General features: G+C 47.0%; 16 protein-coding genes and 1 pseudogene. 1 reads left to right on the plus strand and 16 read right to left on the minus strand.

From position 1 onward, the window contains the following. Nucleotides 1–24 precede the first annotated feature (24 nt). The 10 genes and pseudogenes from CGC65_RS23235 to CGC65_RS23280 all read right to left on the minus strand — a co-directional run bounded on the left by CGC65_RS23235 (nt 25) and on the right by CGC65_RS23280 (nt 12,610). Nucleotides 25–3,240: a PAS domain-containing hybrid sensor histidine kinase/response regulator gene (locus CGC65_RS23235; RefSeq protein WP_002568720.1), complete on the minus strand. Its 3,216-nt coding sequence runs from the start codon at nt 3,238–3,240 to the stop codon at nt 25–27. 46 nt (nt 3,241–3,286) lie between these two features. Continuing rightward, nucleotides 3,287–5,746, minus strand: a complete 2,460-nt coding sequence (locus tag CGC65_RS23240; protein ID WP_002568721.1) for a response regulator — start codon at nt 5,744–5,746, stop codon at nt 3,287–3,289. A gap of 334 nt (nt 5,747–6,080) precedes the next feature. Further along, nucleotides 6,081–6,296, minus strand: a complete 216-nt coding sequence (locus CGC65_RS23245; RefSeq protein ID WP_146111406.1) for a hypothetical protein — start codon at nt 6,294–6,296, stop codon at nt 6,081–6,083. Then, complete coding sequence (locus CGC65_RS23250; protein WP_002568723.1) at nt 6,268–7,449, minus strand: MalY/PatB family protein; 1,182 nt, start codon at nt 7,447–7,449, stop codon at nt 6,268–6,270. The genes CGC65_RS23245 and CGC65_RS23250 overlap by 29 nt, the downstream gene beginning before the upstream one ends. A gap of 1 nt (nt 7,450) precedes the next feature. Further along, nucleotides 7,451–8,305: a DUF3737 family protein gene (locus tag CGC65_RS23255; protein ID WP_002568724.1), complete on the minus strand. Its 855-nt coding sequence runs from the start codon at nt 8,303–8,305 to the stop codon at nt 7,451–7,453. Nucleotides 8,306–8,652: 347 nt separating this feature from the next. Further along, on the minus strand, nt 8,653–9,195 hold the full coding sequence (locus CGC65_RS23260; protein ID WP_002568725.1) for a flavodoxin family protein: 543 nt from the start codon (nt 9,193–9,195) through the stop codon (nt 8,653–8,655). 14 nt (nt 9,196–9,209) lie between these two features. After that, nucleotides 9,210–10,151 (minus strand): alpha/beta hydrolase, encoded by a 942-nt coding sequence (locus tag CGC65_RS23265; RefSeq protein WP_002568726.1) that lies wholly within the window; start codon nt 10,149–10,151, stop codon nt 9,210–9,212. A gap of 93 nt (nt 10,152–10,244) precedes the next feature. Next, nucleotides 10,245–10,892, minus strand: a pseudogene (locus CGC65_RS23270) (dehydroquinate synthase/iron-containing alcohol dehydrogenase family protein); the annotation flags it as partial. An 11-nt stretch (nt 10,893–10,903) separates the two neighbouring features. Beyond that, nucleotides 10,904–11,134: a MerR family transcriptional regulator gene (locus tag CGC65_RS23275; RefSeq protein WP_002568728.1), complete on the minus strand. Its 231-nt coding sequence runs from the start codon at nt 11,132–11,134 to the stop codon at nt 10,904–10,906. 93 nt (nt 11,135–11,227) lie between these two features. Further along, on the minus strand, nt 11,228–12,610 hold the full coding sequence (locus tag CGC65_RS23280; protein ID WP_002568729.1) for an MATE family efflux transporter: 1,383 nt from the start codon (nt 12,608–12,610) through the stop codon (nt 11,228–11,230). A gap of 182 nt (nt 12,611–12,792) precedes the next feature. On the opposite strand from CGC65_RS23280, the gene CGC65_RS23285 reads away from it, so the two are divergent. Then, on the plus strand, nt 12,793–13,680 hold the full coding sequence (locus CGC65_RS23285) for a LysR family transcriptional regulator (RefSeq protein WP_002568730.1): 888 nt from the start codon (nt 12,793–12,795) through the stop codon (nt 13,678–13,680). Between the two features lie 134 nt (nt 13,681–13,814). Here CGC65_RS23285 and CGC65_RS23290 read toward each other — a convergent pair whose 3' ends face one another. From CGC65_RS23290 to CGC65_RS23315, 6 genes are all read right to left on the minus strand, one after another. Beyond that, on the minus strand, nt 13,815–14,333 hold the full coding sequence (locus CGC65_RS23290; protein WP_002568731.1) for a cyclophilin-like fold protein: 519 nt from the start codon (nt 14,331–14,333) through the stop codon (nt 13,815–13,817). A gap of 107 nt (nt 14,334–14,440) precedes the next feature. Then, entirely contained in the window at nt 14,441–15,136 is a 696-nt protein-coding gene (locus tag CGC65_RS23295; RefSeq protein ID WP_002568732.1) for a response regulator transcription factor, read from the minus strand. 1 nt (nt 15,137) lies between these two features. Then, nucleotides 15,138–16,628, minus strand: a complete 1,491-nt coding sequence (locus CGC65_RS23300; protein ID WP_002568733.1) for a sensor histidine kinase — start codon at nt 16,626–16,628, stop codon at nt 15,138–15,140. A gap of 167 nt (nt 16,629–16,795) precedes the next feature. Further along, nucleotides 16,796–17,437, minus strand: coding sequence for a LysE family translocator (locus CGC65_RS23305; protein ID WP_002568734.1), 642 nt, complete (start codon nt 17,435–17,437; stop codon nt 16,796–16,798). 12 nt (nt 17,438–17,449) lie between these two features. After that, entirely contained in the window at nt 17,450–18,496 is a 1,047-nt protein-coding gene (locus CGC65_RS23310; protein ID WP_002568735.1) for a C45 family autoproteolytic acyltransferase/hydolase, read from the minus strand. A 311-nt stretch (nt 18,497–18,807) separates the two neighbouring features. Beyond that, the gene (locus CGC65_RS23315; RefSeq protein ID WP_002568736.1) at nt 18,808–19,440 is read right to left on the minus strand and encodes a cyclophilin-like fold protein; all 633 of its coding nucleotides are present in this window, start codon (nt 19,438–19,440) and stop codon (nt 18,808–18,810) included. Nucleotides 19,441–19,563 lie beyond the last annotated feature (123 nt).

The following is a 19,563-nucleotide window of genomic DNA, read 5'->3' on the forward strand; positions in this document are numbered from 1 at the left end:
GCAGGCCAGGAATCTGCATCTGTGCTATACGTGCAGATATTGTCCTATTTCACGCACAAGCTGTTTAAAATCCAAAGGCTTTGCCAAATGGCCGTTCATACCCGCGGCCTTTGTGTTCTCTATGTCCTCAACAAAGGCGTCAGCGGTCATTGCCAGGATAGGAACCGTCTTTGCGTCCTCTCTTGAAAGCGAACGGATAGCGCGGGCTGCCTCATATCCGTTCATCACAGGCATCTGAATATCCATGAGAATCAAAGAATAATACCCTGGCCGGCTCTCCTCAAAACGTTTAAGGGCCTCCCTCCCGTTGACTGCAGCTTCCAGTTCCATCCCGAATCCGCCCAGCAGTTCCAGGGCAATCTCGCGGTTAAGCTCATTATCCTCAACGAGGAGGACCTGGCTTCCGGCGAAATCCAGTGGTTCCGTATCCGGCTGTCCCGGCTTCTTTTCCAGCCTCACCAGTTTCGTATCCGGCCGCATCAATTCCTCCCCTATCCGGCACCGGTTCATGCAGTCAATCACCCCGGACCGGCATAGCGGTTTACTCATAAATCCACAGACCCCCCATGCCATGGCTCTTTCTTTCATTCCGCTTACATCATAGGCAGACACCACCAAAGGCACCCTGCCATGAATCCCCCTGCAGATCATTTCTGTCTTCTCCATACGTTCAACTTCCGCCAGACTTAAACCCAGAATGATAAAACCGAAGTTTTCTGTCCCCCAATGTGTCAGGAAGCGTTTCCCCGCTTCCTCAAAATCCGTGCACTCCACCTCCATCCCCATAGAACGGAGCAAACTGCCTGCACACGCCTGCTGTACAGGGTCATCGTCTATCAGCAGGACATGTAATCCCCTGAAATCTTTCTGTTCCTCTTCTGAATCAGCCAGGACATCCATGGGCATCAGAACATCGAACACAGTTCCCACACCCAACTGGCTTTTAACTGTTATAGTGCCCCCCAGCAGGTCAATCAGACGCTTCGTAATTGCCATTCCCAGCCCGCTTCCCTCGATTTGGTCGATACGGCTGTCCCTTTCACGGGTAAACGGTTCAAAAATCTGCTCCAGATATTCCGGACTCATACCAATCCCATTGTCAGACACGGTAAAGCAGATCATGGCTTTTTTTGCAGACTCTGTTTCCTGTATCTCTATTTTTAAGATAATCCTCCCGTCTTTGGGAGTAAATTTTGAAGCATTGGAGAGAAGATTGAGAAGAATCTGGCGGAAGCGGAGCGCGTCACTCATGAAGTTCTCCCAGCCCGGACCTTCCAGGTACACATCAAATCTCTGATTCATTTTGCGGATGCCTGGCAGCACAATTGTGATAATCTCCTGCAGCTCATCCGGCAGACACATTGGAGCCATGCTGATAGAAAAATTACCATTTTCAATTTTGGACATATCCAGCACGTCGTTAATCAGCCCCAGAAGATGATGGCTGGATAAACGGATTTTCTGAAGACAATCCTTCACACGGTCCTGATCCCCAATATGGGCGGCTGCAATTTCAGCCATACCGGTGATCACATTCATGGGTGTACGGATATCATGGCTCATGCGTGAAAGAAAGTCAGACTTTGCCGCATTCGCATATTTTGCCGCCTCCAGGGCGCTGTTAAGCATGTCGGTCCGCTCTTCCAGTTTGCGCTGAAGTTCCCTCAATTCTGTAATATCCGTAATATCTATAAACATAGACAGGTACACGGGGTCATCCGATATTGTATCAATGCAGGTGCTGTTGAAGTGGAACCACCGGTCACGGTCATATTTATCTTTAATACGTATAGTCGCCTCAAGGGGCTCCCCTCTTCTCAGACCCGGAAAATGGCTGATTATTAGCTCCCGGCTTTCCCCGGACATCACCTCCAGCGGGTCGATGGCGGCGATATCCTCCATGCTGACATCAAAAATATCTTTAATCCGTTCGCTGGCGTCAAGCATCACAATCCCCTGCGGCAGGATGCGGTGCCTGACTATGAATCCCGGAATATTCTCATAAGCAATACTCCGCTCCTTCTGGGTCTGCACCAAATCTGTGACATCAATCATTGTGGTGTAGGCAATCTGTATTCCATCCATGTATTCATCTGTCAGAAAACCCACTATTTTGACCCAGCGCATGGAACCGTCCGGCATTTTAAGCGGCAGATATGCCTCGTAACTTTTCTCATCCGCATTGGTCATACTCTGGATATTCTCATTAATAATCCTCAAACCGGTTTCATTGTCCCAGAAATACGCATCGCAGCAGTTATGGAATCTGGTCTCATAGTCCTCTTTCGTGTACCCAATCATCCGGTAGTAACATTCATTAGCCCAGATAACAGTAAAATGTTCATCCATCAAGTGCCTGCTGACACTGACCTCCATTGCACTCATAAGCATTTCCTGCTCGTTTTTTGTTCTCATTAATTCTGTTACATCTGTCATTACCGTGTAAGAAATGCGGAATCCGTCTATGTATTCATCTGTAAAAAAGCTCACCAGCTTGACCCAGTAGCTTGAACCGTCCTCATATTTCATGGGCACAATCGCCTCATATCCATCCCCATTATTTTTCAGAACAGCTTCAACTTTGCTTGTCAGGAGTTCCCAGCCCTCCGGGTTATTGGCAAAGAACTCATCCGGATGATTGTGGAACAACGCCTCGTATCTTGCCTTTGAATAGCCAATCAGCTTATAGTAATACTCATTGGCCAGGACACAGGTATAATGTTCATCAATCAGGTGTTTGCTGACGCTTATATTAAGCGCACTCATAATCATCGCCTGCTCCTGCATCATTTTATCAAAATCCTGCCTGGTTTCCTTTTGTTCCAGCCGGGCCTGCATCATATCAGTCACATCAACCATCGTTGTATAGGACACACGGTATCCATTGATAAACTCATCAGTAAACACCGCCTGCAACCTGACCCAGAAAGTCCCTCCATCCGGATATATCATGGGAAGATATAAGGAATAGCCGCTTTTCCCCTGCTCCAGTGCAGAATGGACCTGTTCCGTCAGCCTGGTCCATCCTTTGGGATTATTATAAAAATATTCATCGCAGTGATTGCGAAACAGATGTTCATACAGGGGCTTCGGATAGCGGATTAGCTCATAGTAGTAATCATTTGCCCAGATACAGGTAAAATGATCATCTACCAGATGCTTGCTGACGCTTGCGCCTAAAACACTCATCAGCATACTGTATTCAGCATTGAGCTGTTCATAACTCAGGTTAATCTCCATTCAGGTGTCCTCCGGGATTTTACTTTCTCATCGCCTTTATGGCTATTTAGTGATTCACGCCGGATTTGCCGGCTGTTTCTGGGGAAAAATCACTGTTTAAGTATTTTCCTATTTCCCTCCACAGGATTGCTTTGTCCAGGGGTTTTGCCATATGTCCGTTCATTCCGGCGTCTTTCGCAGCCTGGATATCCTCCGAAAACGCATCCGCTGTCATGGCAAGGATGGGAACTGCCTTGGCCCCGTCACGGTCCATGGTGCGGATGGCTCTAGTGGCCTCATATCCGTTCATCACCGGCATCTGGACATCCATTAAAATTACGTCATAGAAACCGTCCGGGGAGCGTCTGAACGTCTCCACCCCCTCGGCTCCGTCACTTGCAGTATCCACTTCAGCGCCCATGTCGGCCAGGAGTTCCCTGGCAACCTCCTGATTGATTGCATTGTCTTCTATGAGCAGGAAGCGCCTGCCCGTAAACCTGGCTCCGGTATCTGTCCCCTGCGTTTTCCTGGCCGGCTGTCCCTCAAGCACATACCGCTGCAGCCCATGAATCAGGGTCGAGACGAATATCGGTTTCTGCAGAAAACCTGTGACACCCGCCTTTTTTGCATCTTTTTCAACATCGCTCCAATCGTAAGCTGAGATAATCAGTACCGGCAGCTGGCCGCCGCACAATTCCCGAATCCGGCGGGTGGTTTCAAATCCGTCCAGATCCGGCATTTTCCAGTCAAGAAGCACCGCGTCATACATTTCCCCGTTCTGCTTTGCTGTCTTTATCATTTCCACAGTCTGGATGCCGCTGTCGACCCAATCCGCATGGATACCCAATTGTCCGAGCATCTCAGCCATATACTCGCACATGACTGCGTCATCATCTGTGACAATGATTCTCAACCCTGGAAATTCCCCTTTTATAAACTGGTTCTCTTCTATTTTCAGTGGTAGTTCCACCCTGAAGCAGGTCCCTTTTCCCAATTCGCTGGTAACCTCAATAGTTCCTCCCATCATATCCACGAACCTTTTTGTGATTGCCATTCCAAGACCGGTTCCTTCCGTCTTATCCACACGGCTGTCCCGTTCTCTGCTGAATGCCGTAAAGATTTGGGCCAGGTATTCCGGTTTCATGCCGATTCCCGTGTCAGTTATTGAAAAGCGAAAGAGGGCTGTTCCGTCCACAGCCTGCTTCTCGCAGACATCCATGGAAACAGTTCCATTGACAGGGGTAAACTTATATGCGTTAGACAAGATATTGATAAAAATCTGCCTCATACGCAGGGCATCACTTAAAAACTGTTCGTGCACCACTGACCGCAGGCGAATGGAAAAATGCTGCTCCTTCTCGCCGAACTGTGGCTGCATAATGGCCACTACATTCTCCAGCACCTCCGGCAAGGACATGGAATCTTCCCTGAGAACCATTTCTCCGCTTTCAATTTTAGACATATCCAGCACATCGTTAATAAGACTCAGCAGATGCTGCCCTGACAAACCAATCTTCCTTAAGCAGTCCTTCACCTTTGCAGGGTCGTCCAAATGGGCTTCCGCAATATCCTTCATGCCGAGCACCGCATTCAAGGGAGTCCTGATATCATGGCTCATTCTGGAAAGAAAATCTGATTTTGCACGGTTCGCCTCCTCCGCTGTCTCCAGGGCAGAACGAAGCTCCTTCGCCTGCGCCTCCAATTTCTGCTGCATCTGCCGAAGTTCTGTTTCGTTGGTAATATCAATATAAATGGCCAGGTACACCGGATCGCCCTCCTGATACCCGATGCAGGAGGCGTTAATCTGCAGCCAGGCGTCATTGCCAGACCGGTTCTTCATCTGTACCGTAAAATGAACCGAATTGCCATTGGTAACAGCATTTTTATGTTCCAGAAATACCGGCATGTTGCGTATTATATTTTCACGAAAAAGAGCATTATCCATGCCGTCCATGCTGTCTTTCCCAAAAAAGTCAAAAAAACGGTCATTTGCCTCCAGCAGCTTAAAGTCCAGGTTCCGGTTAACTCTGAACTTGGAGACAAACCCCGGCAGGCTGTCGTAGGTCACTGACTGCTCCAGCTTCATATCCATCACATCGGTAATATCCGTCATGACCGAATAGCTGACCTGGTAGCCATCCACATATTCATCCGTAAGATATGCATTCAGCCGCACCCACATATAATCATGATGGTTTCCGTTATGTTTCCGCCGCATCCGCGTAACCAGATTATAGGACTTTTCCCCTGATTCCAGTGTCTCCATTACCCTGGCGCTCAGCTGCATCCACAGCTTTTCATCGTGGATATTCAAATCGTCATTCATATAGTAATGAGCCGGCTTATTGTGGTACAATGCCTCATACTCCTCCCTGGAATATCCAATCAGTTCATAATAGTAGTCATTGCACCATACCAGGGTATAATACTCATCCAATATATGCTTGCTGACGCTGACATGCAGCAGATTCATCAGCGTATCATATTCGTAGCCTGTCCGTTTGAGCGTTTCATTTAATATTTCCATACTTCCTCCTCCTCAGTGACCCAACAGGGAGAGCATCATCTTTTTAATCTTCTTCCATGCGTTAATAACACTCCAGAGTGGTCATGGCTTTGCATCTCTTTTGTAATTATACATCTTTCATACTTTGACTACAAGTGGTTTTGACAGGCATTGGAAGGAATTGCATTTTTGGGACTTCAGGTTATTGAACAGCCTTACCTGCTTCATCGCCTCAGCAAGATTAGCGCCATCCCCGGCATACGCAAAAAGCCCCGGAAAAGTCGTCTTCCGGAGCCTGGCATCTATTTCTTATGTCCTGAAAAGGAGCTGTTTTTTTATTGAGACAATGCTTATTCTAATCAATATTGTAAAATCTTATTGCTCCAACTTTAAATATGGAAGGACCGTACATGCAGGAATTTCTGCGGACAACGCTTTTTGGATTGTCCTTTTCCATGGGCAGGCGCAATGCGCCCAGCCCCAATGCTGATAAATTTAATGAACGAAACTTTTTATAGTACATGGTCACCCTTCTATCATCATCAACAGCTTCCGGCTGCATATTCCTCATAGGTCTTAACGCCCTGTTTCAAACGCTCCAAACCATCCAGAAGCCGTTCTTTCGGGCAGGCTGTATTCATTCGCAGAAATTCTCTGCCGTTTCCGCCATATACCATACCGGCTGACAGGTAAAGTCCTGTCTCCTTTCTGAGATACCGGCATAATTCTGACGCATCCACAATGATTTTACGGCAGTCCAGCCAGAGCAGATAGGTGGCGTGGGCCGGTACCAGAGACATCTCCGGGATTTCATCGTTCAGAAATTTACGGACTGTTTTCCTGTTTTCTGCCAAATACACCCTAAGCGCATCCAGCCAGCCCTCGCCTTTTGTAAATGCTGCAATGGCAGCTTCAATCGCAAAGGCGTTGGGTTCCGCTACTTCATCCGTATTCAAAGCGCGCTCCATCTTGTGATGTAGTTCTTCGTTTGGCACCATGACAGCTGCTGTCTGCAAACCAGCCAGATTAAAGGCTTTCGTTGGAGCGATGCAGGTGACGCTGTTCTGAGCGCATGTTTCTGATACTGATGCAAAGGGAATATAACCGTACCCCGGCTCTGTCAGATCACAATGAATCTCATCCGACATAATCTTCACATGATTGGCCGCACATAGCTCTCCGATTCTCCCCAGTTCTTCCCGCGTCCAGATCATTCCGGTGGGATTGTGAGGATTACAGAGAATCATCAGAGTCGTCTGCGGATCTGACAGCTTCTTCTCTAAGTCCTCCCAGTCAATCCGGTAGCCCGCTCCATCATAGAGCAGCCTGTTCTCGATGATGTTCCGGCCATTGTTTCGGATAGAATTAAAAAAGATGTTGTAGACCGGTGTCTGAACCAGCACATTTTCTCCAACCGTCGTCAGCTTTCTGACGCCGCTTGAAATAGCCGGAACCACTCCGGTGGTAAATACCAGCCAGTCTTTTTCCATCACAAAGCCGTGCCGCCGTTCCCACCAGCCGGTGACCGCTTCTCTCCATGCGTCCGGAACTACCGTATAGCCAAAAATCCCATGGGCTGCCCGTTTCATCAGCGCTTCCCTGATTTCCGGGGCTGTCTCAAAATCCATATCCGCCACCCACATGGGAAGCTCACCCTCCGGTACATCCCACTTCATGGAACCTGTTCCCCGGCGCTCGGTTAACTCATCAAAATTGTAAGGCATCCTACACAGCCTCCTTTAATTCTTCCGTCTGAATGAACGTTTTTGTCACATCAATCTTTGATGCATCCATAATCAGTTCTTCGATTTTTCCTGCCCGGATTATGCCGCTGTTGGGATTTAAAACGCTGTCAATGGTATTGTTCACCTCCACATCCACCGTGGAATATTCAAATGCAAGCGTTGTATTTAAAAGGCGGCAGTTTTTCATCACCAGATTGTCAATGTAACACATACCCTGGCTGCTTTCAATGGTACAGTTGATGAGCGTTAAGTTCTTCGCATTCCAGCCTAAATATTCGCCGGAAATAAAGGAATCATAAACCGTTACATTTTCACTGTTCCAGAACGCGTCCTTGGACAGCAGCCTTGCGTGATGAATTTCCGCATTTTTAACCCCATCAAAGGAATAATTTCCAACCAGTTCAAAGCCGTCGATATAAAGATTGCTGCTGTTCATTGCAAAATAATCGCCTTTCGCGGATACCTGGTCCATCCGGATCTGATAGCAGTTCCACAGGGTCTCACCTGCATTCGGCATGGTAACGCGCTCCAGTTCGATTCCGGTGGTACGGCGGAAATTTTTTGGAGCCTCCACAATACAGTTTTTCATGGAGATATTCTCCGTATACCAGATTCCGGCACGCCCCATCTCAAACAGCACGCAGTCCTCCATTTTAATATTGTGACTGTACCACAGCGGATATTTCCACTTGAACATGCTGCGGTAAAGCTCAATGTTTCTGCTTTCCTTTAAAGGGGATTCCCCATCAGCAAAAGTGGTATCATAGATTTTCAAATCCTTACCCTGGAATAACGCGCGCTCTCCTGTTAAAAACTTCTGATTAATCTGTTTCATTTTGTCTGCTCCTCCTTAAAATAATGTGAGTCGGTTTCTTAATATGAACTATCCTAACTGACGAAAATAACGGCTGGCTAACATAAGTATAAACTTTAAATAAACTTTGCCGTTTTACTCTTTTTCTTTATCTGACGATATTTTAATACCAATAGCATGAAATATCCAATGCTTATATCAAATTTATTTCTATGCTTTTTGAGTATATCATATGGCTGGGTTTTCTGGATTTCAGAAATACTCAGCCATTTTGGGTACGGGCGGTTTTAACTGTCTGCATCTCACTATTTAGAGGCGATTGCAGCGACCGGTATGGTTGTCACCAGGGAAATTGCCCCGGCCTCCTTCTAAACATTTCTACCCATTTCATATGCGGCAGACAGCGCTTCCCCACATTCCTCTATTGCTCCTTTTTTGTCAGCACCGGTTCCGCGCACGACGCCGGCCAGACGGGACTTTTCAAAACAGCTGATCCAGCCCTCCAGGCCTTTCACTGCAGCCTCCATAGAGCTTTCCTCCTCGTCCGCCGAAGTGGCCAGCAGATAAATGTCACGGAATTCATACTCTGCCGGGAACAGCGGATTGGTGCGGTCCAACAATGTTTTCATCTGCCCCGACATCTCATAGAAATAAATCGGGGTCGCAAATACCAATACATCCATTGCTTTCATCTGCGCTATAATTCTTTCTGCGTCGTCGCGCAGGATACATTTCCCTGTGGTCTGGCAGCCCAGGCAGCCCTTGCAGAATTCAATTTTCTTATCATAAAGGCAGATTTTCTTTGTCTCATGACCTGCCTCCTCTGCGCCTTTTATAAATACATCCGCCAGTGTCTCCGAATTTCCGCCGATACGGGGGCTGGTCGATAAAACCAGAATTCTTTTACTCATACATTTCCTTCCTTTCACAAATTCTCTCTGAAAAAGCGCTCCAGCTTATCAAAGGGAATCCGATCTGTCCTGTCATATAAATCAATGTGCTCCGCATCCTCCACCACATAAAGTTCCTTCGGCTCCTGTGCTTTCTCGTATACCATTTCAGAAAAGAACTTTGAGTGGGCACGGTCACCTGCAATAAAGAGAACGGGCCTTGGTGATATCTCCCCAACAAACGCGGTTAAGTCGGCATTCAAAAATGCCAGATCACTGGTTGTAGTAAATCCGCCTCTGGCGTTCGGATGGTGGCCTCTCTTTACTGCGTAGAAGCGGAACCATTCAGCTCCCGGCTCCGGCATTCCTTCCGGCACTGCATCTATAGGTTCTTCCGGAAAACTGGGAATATATTCCGGATATCCCTGTTCAAAATCTTCCCACCGTTTCAGAGACAGCCGTTCTTTCATTTCTGCCAGCGCAGCTTGATCCTGCGTGCCGCGGACGGCGGTTGTCATGACATACATGCTTGCGGTTGCCACCGCTTTGATTCTTGTATCCGCCTGTGCTGCGGATAAAGCGAAGCCTCCGGAACCACAGATACCGATTACCCCGATTTTATCACAGTCCACATATGGGACTTTGACTCCAAGGTAATCCACCGCTGCGCTGAAATTCTCCGTAAAGATTTCCGGCGACGAAAGATTCCTCGGCTCCCCGGCGGACTCCCCCATAAAGGACTGGTCAAAGGTCAGGACCACAAATCCTCTTTTGGCCAGTTCATTGGCATAAACACAAGGCCCCTGCTCTTTTACGCCGCCATAGGGCGCACCCACGATAATCGCCGGATGCGTTTCGCTGCCATCGATCGCCTTTGCCTGATAGAGATCTGCTGCAATGGCAAGTCCGTAACGGTTATTATATCTCACGTGTTTTCTTTCTACATCTTTACTTAATTCTGCAATGTAATTTGCCATGATAATGTTCCTTTCTTTTCTTCCATATCTTACCGCGCAAAGCGCGCCCTGCCCGCAAGGCTTGAATTACGGGGTACCTTTTGGGTATACTTTTTATGCCATGCTTTCCTTCAAAATCTGTACAATCTCATCATGGGTCAGTACCTTATAGCCGCCGTCCATCACAAATGTACCGTTCGCTATGCCCCCGATCATTTCCTCTGTGACTCCCAGTTCGCGGATACTCATTACAAGGCCCAGTTCCTTCATGTAGCTATCCATCTGTTTCAGGCCCTCCGCCGCAAGTTCCTCATCGGTTTTTCCGGCTGGGTCCACATCCCATACATTGACAGCATACCGTTTGAATTTAGCAAGGCCGTAAGGCATCAGGAATCTGTAATAGGCCATGGAAACGGCAGACAGTGTCATTCCATGAGTGGCATCCGTGTAAGCTCCTGCCGGCTGCCCAATCATATGCACTATACAGTCTGTTGTCTTTCCTTTGGACACCAGTGTATTTAATGCCCATGTAGCGGTCCACATGATATTGCTTCTGGCCTCATAGTCCAAAGGATTCTTAACTGCAATCCTGGAGCTGTGAATCATGGATTTTAACATCCCCTCCATAATATAATCGGAAGTATTGTCATCCTCACCGGAAAAATACTGTTCCAGAATATGAGACATAATATCATAAAAGCCTGCCACCATCTGATACCTGGGCAGCGTAAAGGTATAGGCAGGGTTCAGCACTCCTTCCTTATATAATCCTGTTATTCTTCTTTATTCATCTGAAACACCAGATAGTCCAGGCAGTCAATCCGCTTTTCATTCGTATGTACTTTTTCCAACAGGCGTTTTCTATGCTGTTCCAACAGCTTTAACTGGTTCTGCCGGTTTCCAGCGATGCCTAATTTCATAAACTCTGCCACCATCTCCATATCACATCCGGCATCCTCCAGATTTTGAATCACGGAATCAGGGTTTTCCACATAGTTTGCCATTCTAATCTATCACCTCCCTTGTCTCCATTTCCCTCTATACCCACAAAGCATCGTGTGTTCTACATATAATTGACACTTATTGCTTTATTGTTTCTATGCAGTTTCGACCCTGTTTTCCCCATAAGTTTCTGCCATAGGCGCAATCATATTTTGTGTTACTTTTCCATATAACCACATTCCAAAAGGAATGGACAGAGCCTCCGCCACCGCAAACCCCGACCAGATAACCGTTATATTTCCCATAGCTGCTCCAATCAGAAGAATCGGTATGAGCAGAATTACCTGGCGCATGAATGCAAGATACATGCTGTAGTTTCCATTTCCAAACCCCTGAAAAATTGCCGCAAATATAATCCCCACCGACGATACAAAAAAGCTGACCGACATAATTCTGACCGCTGGAATACCGAGCCGTATCATCTGCTCAGAGGCGTCAAACAACATCAGGATTTTATCCGGTATCAATTCAAGAGAAATCAGGACCACTGTCATGATTATCACTGCATAAAGAAATGCGCACCGGATTGTCTCATGGATTCTCTTTTCTTTTCCGGCCCCATAATTGTAAGCAATAATCGGGATCAGGCCGTTGTTCATTCCCTGGACGCCAATCTGTGCCAGGTTCTGAACTTTCATCAGGATTCCATAGATTGCCACTGCTGTTGATGAAAACTGGTACAGGATGGTATTGATAAATATTCCCATGACGGACATGATTCCCTGTACAATCGCTGTGGGGATTCCAACTTTCAGGATATTAGCCACATACTTTTTCTGGATATGCAGGGTAAAATGAACCGGGATTTCTTTGTTCCTTTTTATATTCAGATAAATTCCAAGAAGTCCTCCTGCCAGCTGCCCCGTAACGGTCGCTGCGGCCGCCCCTGCCGTCCCCATGGCCGGAAAACCAAAATATCCAAATATCAGGATTGGGTCTAAAATCACATTCACGAGGGAAGCTGTCCCCAGCGTGGCAAGGAACAGATTGGATTTTCCTGTCGCAATCAACAGCCGGTCAAACACCCACTGGAGCATCTGGCCAAAGGAAAAGAGCATGCAGATCCGTATATAGGAAATTCCGTACCGCGCAATCACTTCATTCCCGCCGGCCTGCCATGCAAAGTATGGTTTTACAAGTAACAGGCAGACAATTACATTAATCAGATACGCTCCGAATGCCATGACGATTGCCGCCGATGTTGTCTTTTTTACTTCCTCCGGTTGCTTTTCTCCCATGGCTTTGGATACCATTGCGTTCAGCCCCACGGCCAGCCCGCATCCCAGCGCAATCATGAGCATCTGCAGCGGCGCCGCAATTGAGATTCCCGTCAGCGCATCCTCGCTGACACGGGAGACAAAGATACTGTCCACAAGGTTATAAAGATTGTTTACCAGCAATGATATAATCAGTGGTATGGACGTTTTTATGATTAATCGGGGGATCGGTGTTGTCCCCATGATGCTTTCCTTCTGCATATTTTCCTCCTCGCAAATTATTTGCTTCTTTTATGTCTTTATTGTAATCCAAAATCATATTCATATCAAATACTTATATTAAATACAATCCCATACTTGACAGGCATATCACATTCTATATATAATAGACATAGAAGAATTTTCGTGTGTCTGGCATAAATAACAGGAATGGAGGAATCAGATTGGATATTCGTGTTTTAAGATACTTTATGGCTGTCACCAGGGAAGAAAGCATATCAGGGGCCGCGGAGTCCCTCCATATGACACAGCCAACGCTGTCAAGGCAGCTCATGGACTTAGAGAATGAGATCGGAAAAAAACTGTTGATCCGCGGAAACCGCAGAATCACATTGACAGAGGAAGGGATGCTCCTCCGCAAACGGGCGGCGGAAATACTCGATCTGGTAGATAAGACAGAAGCGGAACTTACGGCGCCGGATGAGGCCATTGGCGGAGACATTTACATTGGAGGCGGAGAGACAGATGCCATGCGTCTGATTGCCAGGATCGCCACGGATTTACAAAAGAGCTGTCCTGATATCCGCTACCACTTATACAGCGGAAACGCGGATGATGTGATGGAACGGCTGGACAAGGGGCTTCTGGACTTTGGAATCCTCATCGAACCAGCAGATATGAAAAAGTATGATTATATCCGCCTTCCTGCCACCGATACCTGGGGGCTATTAATGCCCAAGGACTGCCTTCTGGCCGCCCACGATTTCATCCGGCCGGAGGATATCTGGGAGCTGCCTCTTATATCCTCCCGACAGACTACGGTCAGCAATGAATTTTCAGGCTGGCTGAAAAAAGATTATGATAAGCTGAATATCGTAGCCACCTATAATCTGGTATACAATGCCTCCCTTATGGTGGAGGAGGGACTGGGATACGCCCTGTGTCTGGACAAGCTGGTGAACACCTCAGAAGGCAGCCGCCTGTGTTTCCGGCCGTTGAAACCAAAGATGGACGCCCATCTTGACATTGTCTGGAAAAAATACCAGGTATTTTCCGGAGCAGCGGACCGTTTTCTTAAAAATGTGCAGGACGCTTTTCATAGCAGTATCTAATCTTCCATGCAGACCTGCCATATGGCGTAGAAAAACACGTGCTCTGCAAAATATAGTTACTGTCAATTCGGACAAGGACAGGCAGCCTCTGCAACACGCCATGCAGAGGCCGCCTGTTTCTTTTCCCATTCCAGCTATTCCAAAGAAAATGTTACTGTCACATCACCGCTTCCAAGCGCTTCCGTCCATCCGGATAAATCATCTATTTTGCCCAGCCTCGTATAGCTCCAGGAATTAGAACCATAAAATATTACGATCTGATTTCCGTTATATAAAACAATATCCCCTGACTGCGTCGTGGTTTGACTGTTACTGGCCGGCAGACTGGTTCCAATCGAGCCTACCTTTTCAAATCCGGAATAATCATTCATCTGGATTACTACAGGAGCAGTCTGCATCATCCTGACAAAAGAATCCACTGCCGTATTATCCTCCAGCGTTGCTGTAAATGTACTGCTGCCTATCTGTACATTCATCGTTATTGCTCTGCTCTCCTCCGTCGTCGCTATTTCTGACGTCTCCATTGTTGTTTCAGCTGTATGTTCACTCCTGGCTGCTTCTTCCGGCTGTAGATTTCCGGCACTATAGGCTGACGATACAAACATGGCAGCCAACACCAATCCCGCAAACAGCTTCTTCTTATATAGTCTCATGAATCCTATTTCCTTTCGTAATATTTTTAATCGCTCTTTTTGCAAACATCCCCTGCGGCTTTCTTCCCCTTACATTTCTTCTTCGGAACTTAGATGGATTTTTCTCCTCACTCCACCTTAAACCGGTATCCGGCTCCCCAGACCGTCTCAATAAACGGTGAGGAATCGGCATTCTTCTCCAGTTTCTCTCTCAAACGGTTTATATGTACTGTCACAGTCGCCGTATTTCCTACCGAGTCCATGCCCCAAATCCGGTCAAACAATGTATCTTTTGAGAAAACAATATTGGGATTCTCAGCCAGGAAAAGAAGCACTTCAAATTCCTTATTGGCCAGGTTCATTTCCTCGCCATTCAAGTATACCCTTCTTTCCTTAGGACGGATGGCGAGATTCTTCACGATAATTGCGTCCTCCTTTTGCTGCTCCCGGTGCTCCAGCAGTCTCTCGTGAATCTGGATATGGGATTTTACCCTGGCTACCAATTCCGCAGGACTGAAAGGCTTTACCAGATAATCGTCCGCCCCCAGGCCAAGTCCCCGTATTTTGTCTACATCCTCTTTTTTGGCTGTGACCATGATAACCGGCAAATGCAAGGATTTCCTTACCTCCCGGCACACCTCAAACCCACTTTTACCCGGCAGCATCACATCCAGAATCAGGGCATCCCAGCCGCCGGCCATTGCCCGGTTAAGCCCCTCATTTCCATCAAAAATAAGCTCTACTTCAAAACCGCCGGCCTCCAGATAATCCCGTTCCAGTTCTGCAATCAACTCGTCATCTTCTACTATCAATACTTTATTCATGCTATTTCTCCTCTGTCATTGGCAGATGTATAATAATCGCAAGGCCTCCATGATTTTCCGCATGGACGATTCCTCTGTGGCCTGATATGATCTCCTTTACAACAGCCAGTCCGATTCCGCTGCCTTCCCCAGAATTACTCCTGGCCCCATCCACCCGGTAAAAGCTCTCAAACAGGCGGTCCAGGCTTTCTTCCGGCACCCCCGGCCCATCGTCGGAAAAGATGAACTCCACCACTGTACTGCGTTCCACACGCCTTAGGGATATCACCACATTTGAATGGGGATGCCTGCGGTAGTGTATGGTATTGGTAAACAGGTTGTCCAGCACGCGTTTCATCTCCTCTTTATCAAGAAGGACCGGGAATTCTCCCCCTTCACTTGTGAGTTTAAATTCCACCTTATTTTGTCTGGCCTCCTCCTCATAAGAAATCAGGTATTGCCCTATAAACCTTTTTAAATCTGCCGGTTCCAAATGGTAATGGAAGCTGCTGCTGTCCAGCCGGTTATATTCGGAAAGACTGTCTACCAGGCGAGATAAATCCTTTGCCCTTGTTTTGATGGCGGACAGATACCGCTGCCTTTTTTCCGGGGTATTGGCAATCCCATCCATCAGCCCGTCCAGATACCCGCTGATGGACGTGAGCGGGGTCCTATGGTCATGGGAAATACCAATAATCAGGTCCTTTTTCCGCTGTTCATCCTTCAGCCGCTGCTCCACTGACTCCTTTAAATAGGCTCTCATCTCATCAAAGTCCCGGCATACCTCGCCGAATTCATCCTCTTTCGTATAATCAATGCTGGTATCTAAATTCCCCTCCTTGATTTCCTTTGTGCCGCGGCTCAGTTTCTGCAAAGGAACCAGAACGCTCTTAGATATCCAGCAGGAAAGGATTCCATTGACACAAACAGTCAGGACCAGAAATGCGCTGATAAAGCCCACGATATAGTTCAGGATATAGTTCTGCAGATAGGAGATAACTTCCTGGTCGGTTTCCCCAGTATGGACCGCCAAAATGCACACAGCCTTCTCCCCATGGTAAAATGTATGCTTCACCACGGACACATCATGGTAGCTTGCTGTCAGGGTCTTAGCCGATTCCATGGCTGTACCTGCTACAGATTCCGCCGCCCTCATCTCCTCCTCCGAAATATTGGAATAAATCTCATTTCCATTTTTGGTAATCAGAAAATGATACCCCATTCTGGAAAGTTTATTTTCCAGATGGTTCATTTTGTCACTTTTCCTGATTTCCGTCCCGGCCTCTCTATGAACCCCCTGTCCCCAGTTATTCTCCCACAGTTCCTGTTGATAGGTGTAAATAAGGCTCTGGGCCGACTGAATCCCATTCTCATCCTGATACATGGTCTCCAGCGTATACCAGTAACTGCCCAGCGAAGTCTGTAAACATACTGCAACAATAATGGCCGTCAGCATAATCGGAATAAGCGCCATCATTACATTAGATAATTTGATTTTCTGTCTGATTGTCATTGCCTGTTTTCTCCCCATATTCCCATTTTTTCTCCGGAATAAAAATTGCGGAGCTTTTCCAATCCTGTACATGTCTGCAGCTTCCAGATGTTTTTGTACGGTATCTGCTTTATATAACGGGAGGAGTCATGATGTGTTTAAACAATTTCCAAACTATCGAGCCAATCTTAACCGTTCAGACATCCTCTGACACCTATCACGATGCCAAATAAAATCATCAGAGCCCCGAAAATCCGATTCAATATGAAATAAACATCGTCCGTAACCTTTTTCCGATACAGGCTAACAATCACCGCGATTGCAAGCCACCAGATACAGGTACCTGCAAAGATACCACATATCAGTTGGACATTCTCTCCCACAGATTCATTACCGCCAATCCTGAACATGGAAAATACTACCATAAAAGATAAAATCGTTGCGGGATTGGTAATCGCAATCACAAAGGAGGACAGGAAGCAGGAGAAAATATGTCCGGGATGTTCCTCCTTATTGTTCTCTGCCGCACTGGCGAAGGAATGACTCTCCTTTTTCTTGATTGTACGGACTCCAATGGCAACCACCATCAGACAGCCAACCATGCATATAGTGCTCTGATGTTTCAGCAAAATATCCGAGATGAAGGTAAGCCCAAACACCCCCACACATGCGTAAAAGATGTCTGCTGCAGAGGAACCAATCCCGGTCAAAAAACCTGCAAATGCACCTTGGGTCAGCACCCGCTGTATGGATAATATACCCACGACCCCGGCGGGTACCCCGAATACAACCCCGATTACCAAACCTTTTAATAAATAATTCTCCAGCATATTCCTTACCTTTTACTCCACTGAAAACGAATAATAGTTATCATAGTCTTCCCTGTGATAATACCGGATTTCTCCGCTGTCCTGGCTATATACTATGGTCCATTCAGTTGACGCAAATTCTCCGAAATTATTTTTACTGACACTGCTCATCGCGTCTTTCATGTTCTCCATATCCATGGCCGGCTGTTCTGACAAACGTTCCAGTAACATTTCATATCGTGTATGAGACTGTTCTGTCCCAATCCCATATTTATCTCCCTGGGTCAGGTAAAAATTTGTCACCACAGGAGTTTCAACCACCGACATCTCGTTGTTCACATATTCCACTGCCACCGAACGACCGCTTTTATCTGACAGAGCCAAATGAAGCATCATGCCTGCGGAGGAATGCATATCATACTGTCCCAATAACTGAACCGCCTCGTCCACACTGGCGGCTTTGTCCAGAAGCAGCCTGACAGCGGTTGTGGTTGTAAGGTCCGGCTTTCCGGTATCCTGCTCCGTAACCGCTGAGTCATCAATCATCAGCACGGCTACACAGAGACCTTCTTCGTTAATCCCATCCATTGGGGCATACAGGGCTGCGGCCGATATGATTTTAGATACGGTTTTTTCCGGATCGTATTCCGTACCCAGATTCAGAAAATCCAGATTTACAGTAGAAACCGAAGCATATCCTCTCTCCGGTTTTGACTTGACAACCATGGAGGTGCATTCCATCCAATCAAAGTTCCTGCCATACATCACACCGCCCTTCGGATTTCTGGCCGACAGAGTACTGCATCCGAAGCTGCCTCCTAAAAAACGGGGATATAGAAATCCTTTGAACAGAGCCTTACCGACAAACTTTGCCACATCCAGATCGGAAGCTGCTCCACCCTGTTCCAGAAAGCGGTCGAACCCATAATCGTCCCTGTATTCCATATAATAGAAACCGTCTTCCAGTTTCTGTACATTGACAGCCGAATCAACGCCAGCCCTGATTCGGAAATAAAGATAAGCGGCACCCGAAATCAGCAGCATTAACACAATCAGCAGGATTCGTACACCCTTTTTCATTGTTGTCTCCTTCTTTTCATTGCATCTATTTCTCTTGCAAACATTTCTTTTCCAAGGATTCTCCTTTGCCCCTGATTCTGACCATGATTGGAATTGGATTGAAATTATGATTCCTGCGCTCCGCGTGTGCCGGCACTCCCTGCTTTTCCTGGAAATTCATTTTCTTCTCTCCCAAACGCTGCAATTTTGTCAAAATCGTGGAAAACAATATAGAGCTGGACCAGCGCTGTCAGAACCGCTATACAAAGTGCCTGAGTGAAGGAAATTATGGTCAGCGGAACCGTCATGGTCAGGCCTGGCAGCAAGATTTTTCAAAATAAATTCACTAAGCTGCTAATCAGGACAATCTTGTTGCCCCAACCCTCCAGTACCGGATTGCTCTCCACTGCTTCCCTGAACTCCCCGGTGTCTTCAATCGTCCCAATCTTTGTGTATTCCCCGGTAACTTCCCCGTCCTGGTAAAACAGGATAATACGGTTAGGCTCCGAATAATATACCTCACCCGCTTTTTCTGCGGTAACCATTTCTGGCTCAGAGGGTATCTCATAGTGGCTGGGAATGTCGTAATACTGCATTACTTCCCAATTCTCATAATCGTCGTAATGGTAGATTGGCAGTCTCCAGTTGGCGGTTCCCACATATCCGGCGATTGCGTCTGCGGTTGCATTGTCCTCCATCTGCATGACAAAAGGGGCTCCGTCATCGCCAAAACGGACTTCCAGTGCCAATGCTCCTGTGAGTTCCTCCCCTGCTTCCTCTGCCTTTGTTCCCGCATTGCCTGTACTATTATCCCGACCAGCACTCATTGTAGTACCGGCAGATGTGGAAGGATTGCTGTTTTCTCTCCTGGTCTCATCTGGTTTTTGGCACCCCGCCAGCATGGAAGCCGCAGCCAGGGCCAGCATAAATATGATTGACTGTTTTCTTACTATATTCTTTTTCATCCTGATTCCTTTCCTGTGTCTCGTTCTCTGAATTTCTAAATGCTGTATTCTGTTTTTTTTATTATATATCTGCGGTATCAACGAAACAAATACTTATATCAAATAGTTATCTATGCTTTTTTA

Origin of the sequence: Enterocloster bolteae (assembly GCF_002234575.2) — a bacterium.
Lineage (GTDB): Bacteria > Bacillota > Clostridia > Lachnospirales > Lachnospiraceae > Enterocloster > Enterocloster bolteae.

What these genes read in the sequence shown, in the direction of transcription:
- CGC65_RS23300 (WP_002568733.1), bottom strand. Translation starts at nt 16,628, where the DNA reads ATGACAATCAGACAGAAAATCAAATTATCTAATGTAATGATGGCGCTT.
- CGC65_RS23290 (WP_002568731.1), bottom strand. Translation starts at nt 14,333, where the DNA reads ATGAGACTATATAAGAAGAAGCTGTTTGCGGGATTGGTGTTGGCTGCC.
- CGC65_RS23315 (WP_002568736.1), bottom strand. Translation starts at nt 19,440, where the DNA reads ATGAAAAAGAATATAGTAAGAAAACAGTCAATCATATTTATGCTGGCC.
- CGC65_RS23280 (WP_002568729.1), bottom strand. Translation starts at nt 12,610, where the DNA reads ATGCAGAAGGAAAGCATCATGGGGACAACACCGATCCCCCGATTAATC.
- CGC65_RS23240 (WP_002568721.1), bottom strand. Translation starts at nt 5,746, where the DNA reads ATGGAAATATTAAATGAAACGCTCAAACGGACAGGCTACGAATATGAT.
- CGC65_RS23250 (WP_002568723.1), bottom strand. Translation starts at nt 7,449, where the DNA reads ATGCCTTACAATTTTGATGAGTTAACCGAGCGCCGGGGAACAGGTTCC.
- CGC65_RS23265 (WP_002568726.1), bottom strand. Translation starts at nt 10,151, where the DNA reads ATGGCAAATTACATTGCAGAATTAAGTAAAGATGTAGAAAGAAAACAC.
- CGC65_RS23305 (WP_002568734.1), bottom strand. Translation starts at nt 17,437, where the DNA reads ATGCTGGAGAATTATTTATTAAAAGGTTTGGTAATCGGGGTTGTATTC.
- CGC65_RS23255 (WP_002568724.1), bottom strand. Translation starts at nt 8,305, where the DNA reads ATGAAACAGATTAATCAGAAGTTTTTAACAGGAGAGCGCGCGTTATTC.
- CGC65_RS23260 (WP_002568725.1), bottom strand. Translation starts at nt 9,195, where the DNA reads ATGAGTAAAAGAATTCTGGTTTTATCGACCAGCCCCCGTATCGGCGGA.
- CGC65_RS23310 (WP_002568735.1), bottom strand. Translation starts at nt 18,496, where the DNA reads ATGAAAAAGGGTGTACGAATCCTGCTGATTGTGTTAATGCTGCTGATT.
- CGC65_RS23275 (WP_002568728.1), bottom strand. Translation starts at nt 11,134, where the DNA reads ATGGCAAACTATGTGGAAAACCCTGATTCCGTGATTCAAAATCTGGAG.
- CGC65_RS23235 (WP_002568720.1), bottom strand. Translation starts at nt 3,240, where the DNA reads ATGGAGATTAACCTGAGTTATGAACAGCTCAATGCTGAATACAGTATG.
- CGC65_RS23295 (WP_002568732.1), bottom strand. Translation starts at nt 15,136, where the DNA reads ATGAATAAAGTATTGATAGTAGAAGATGACGAGTTGATTGCAGAACTG.
- CGC65_RS23245 (WP_146111406.1), bottom strand. Translation starts at nt 6,296, where the DNA reads ATGAGGAATATGCAGCCGGAAGCTGTTGATGATGATAGAAGGGTGACC.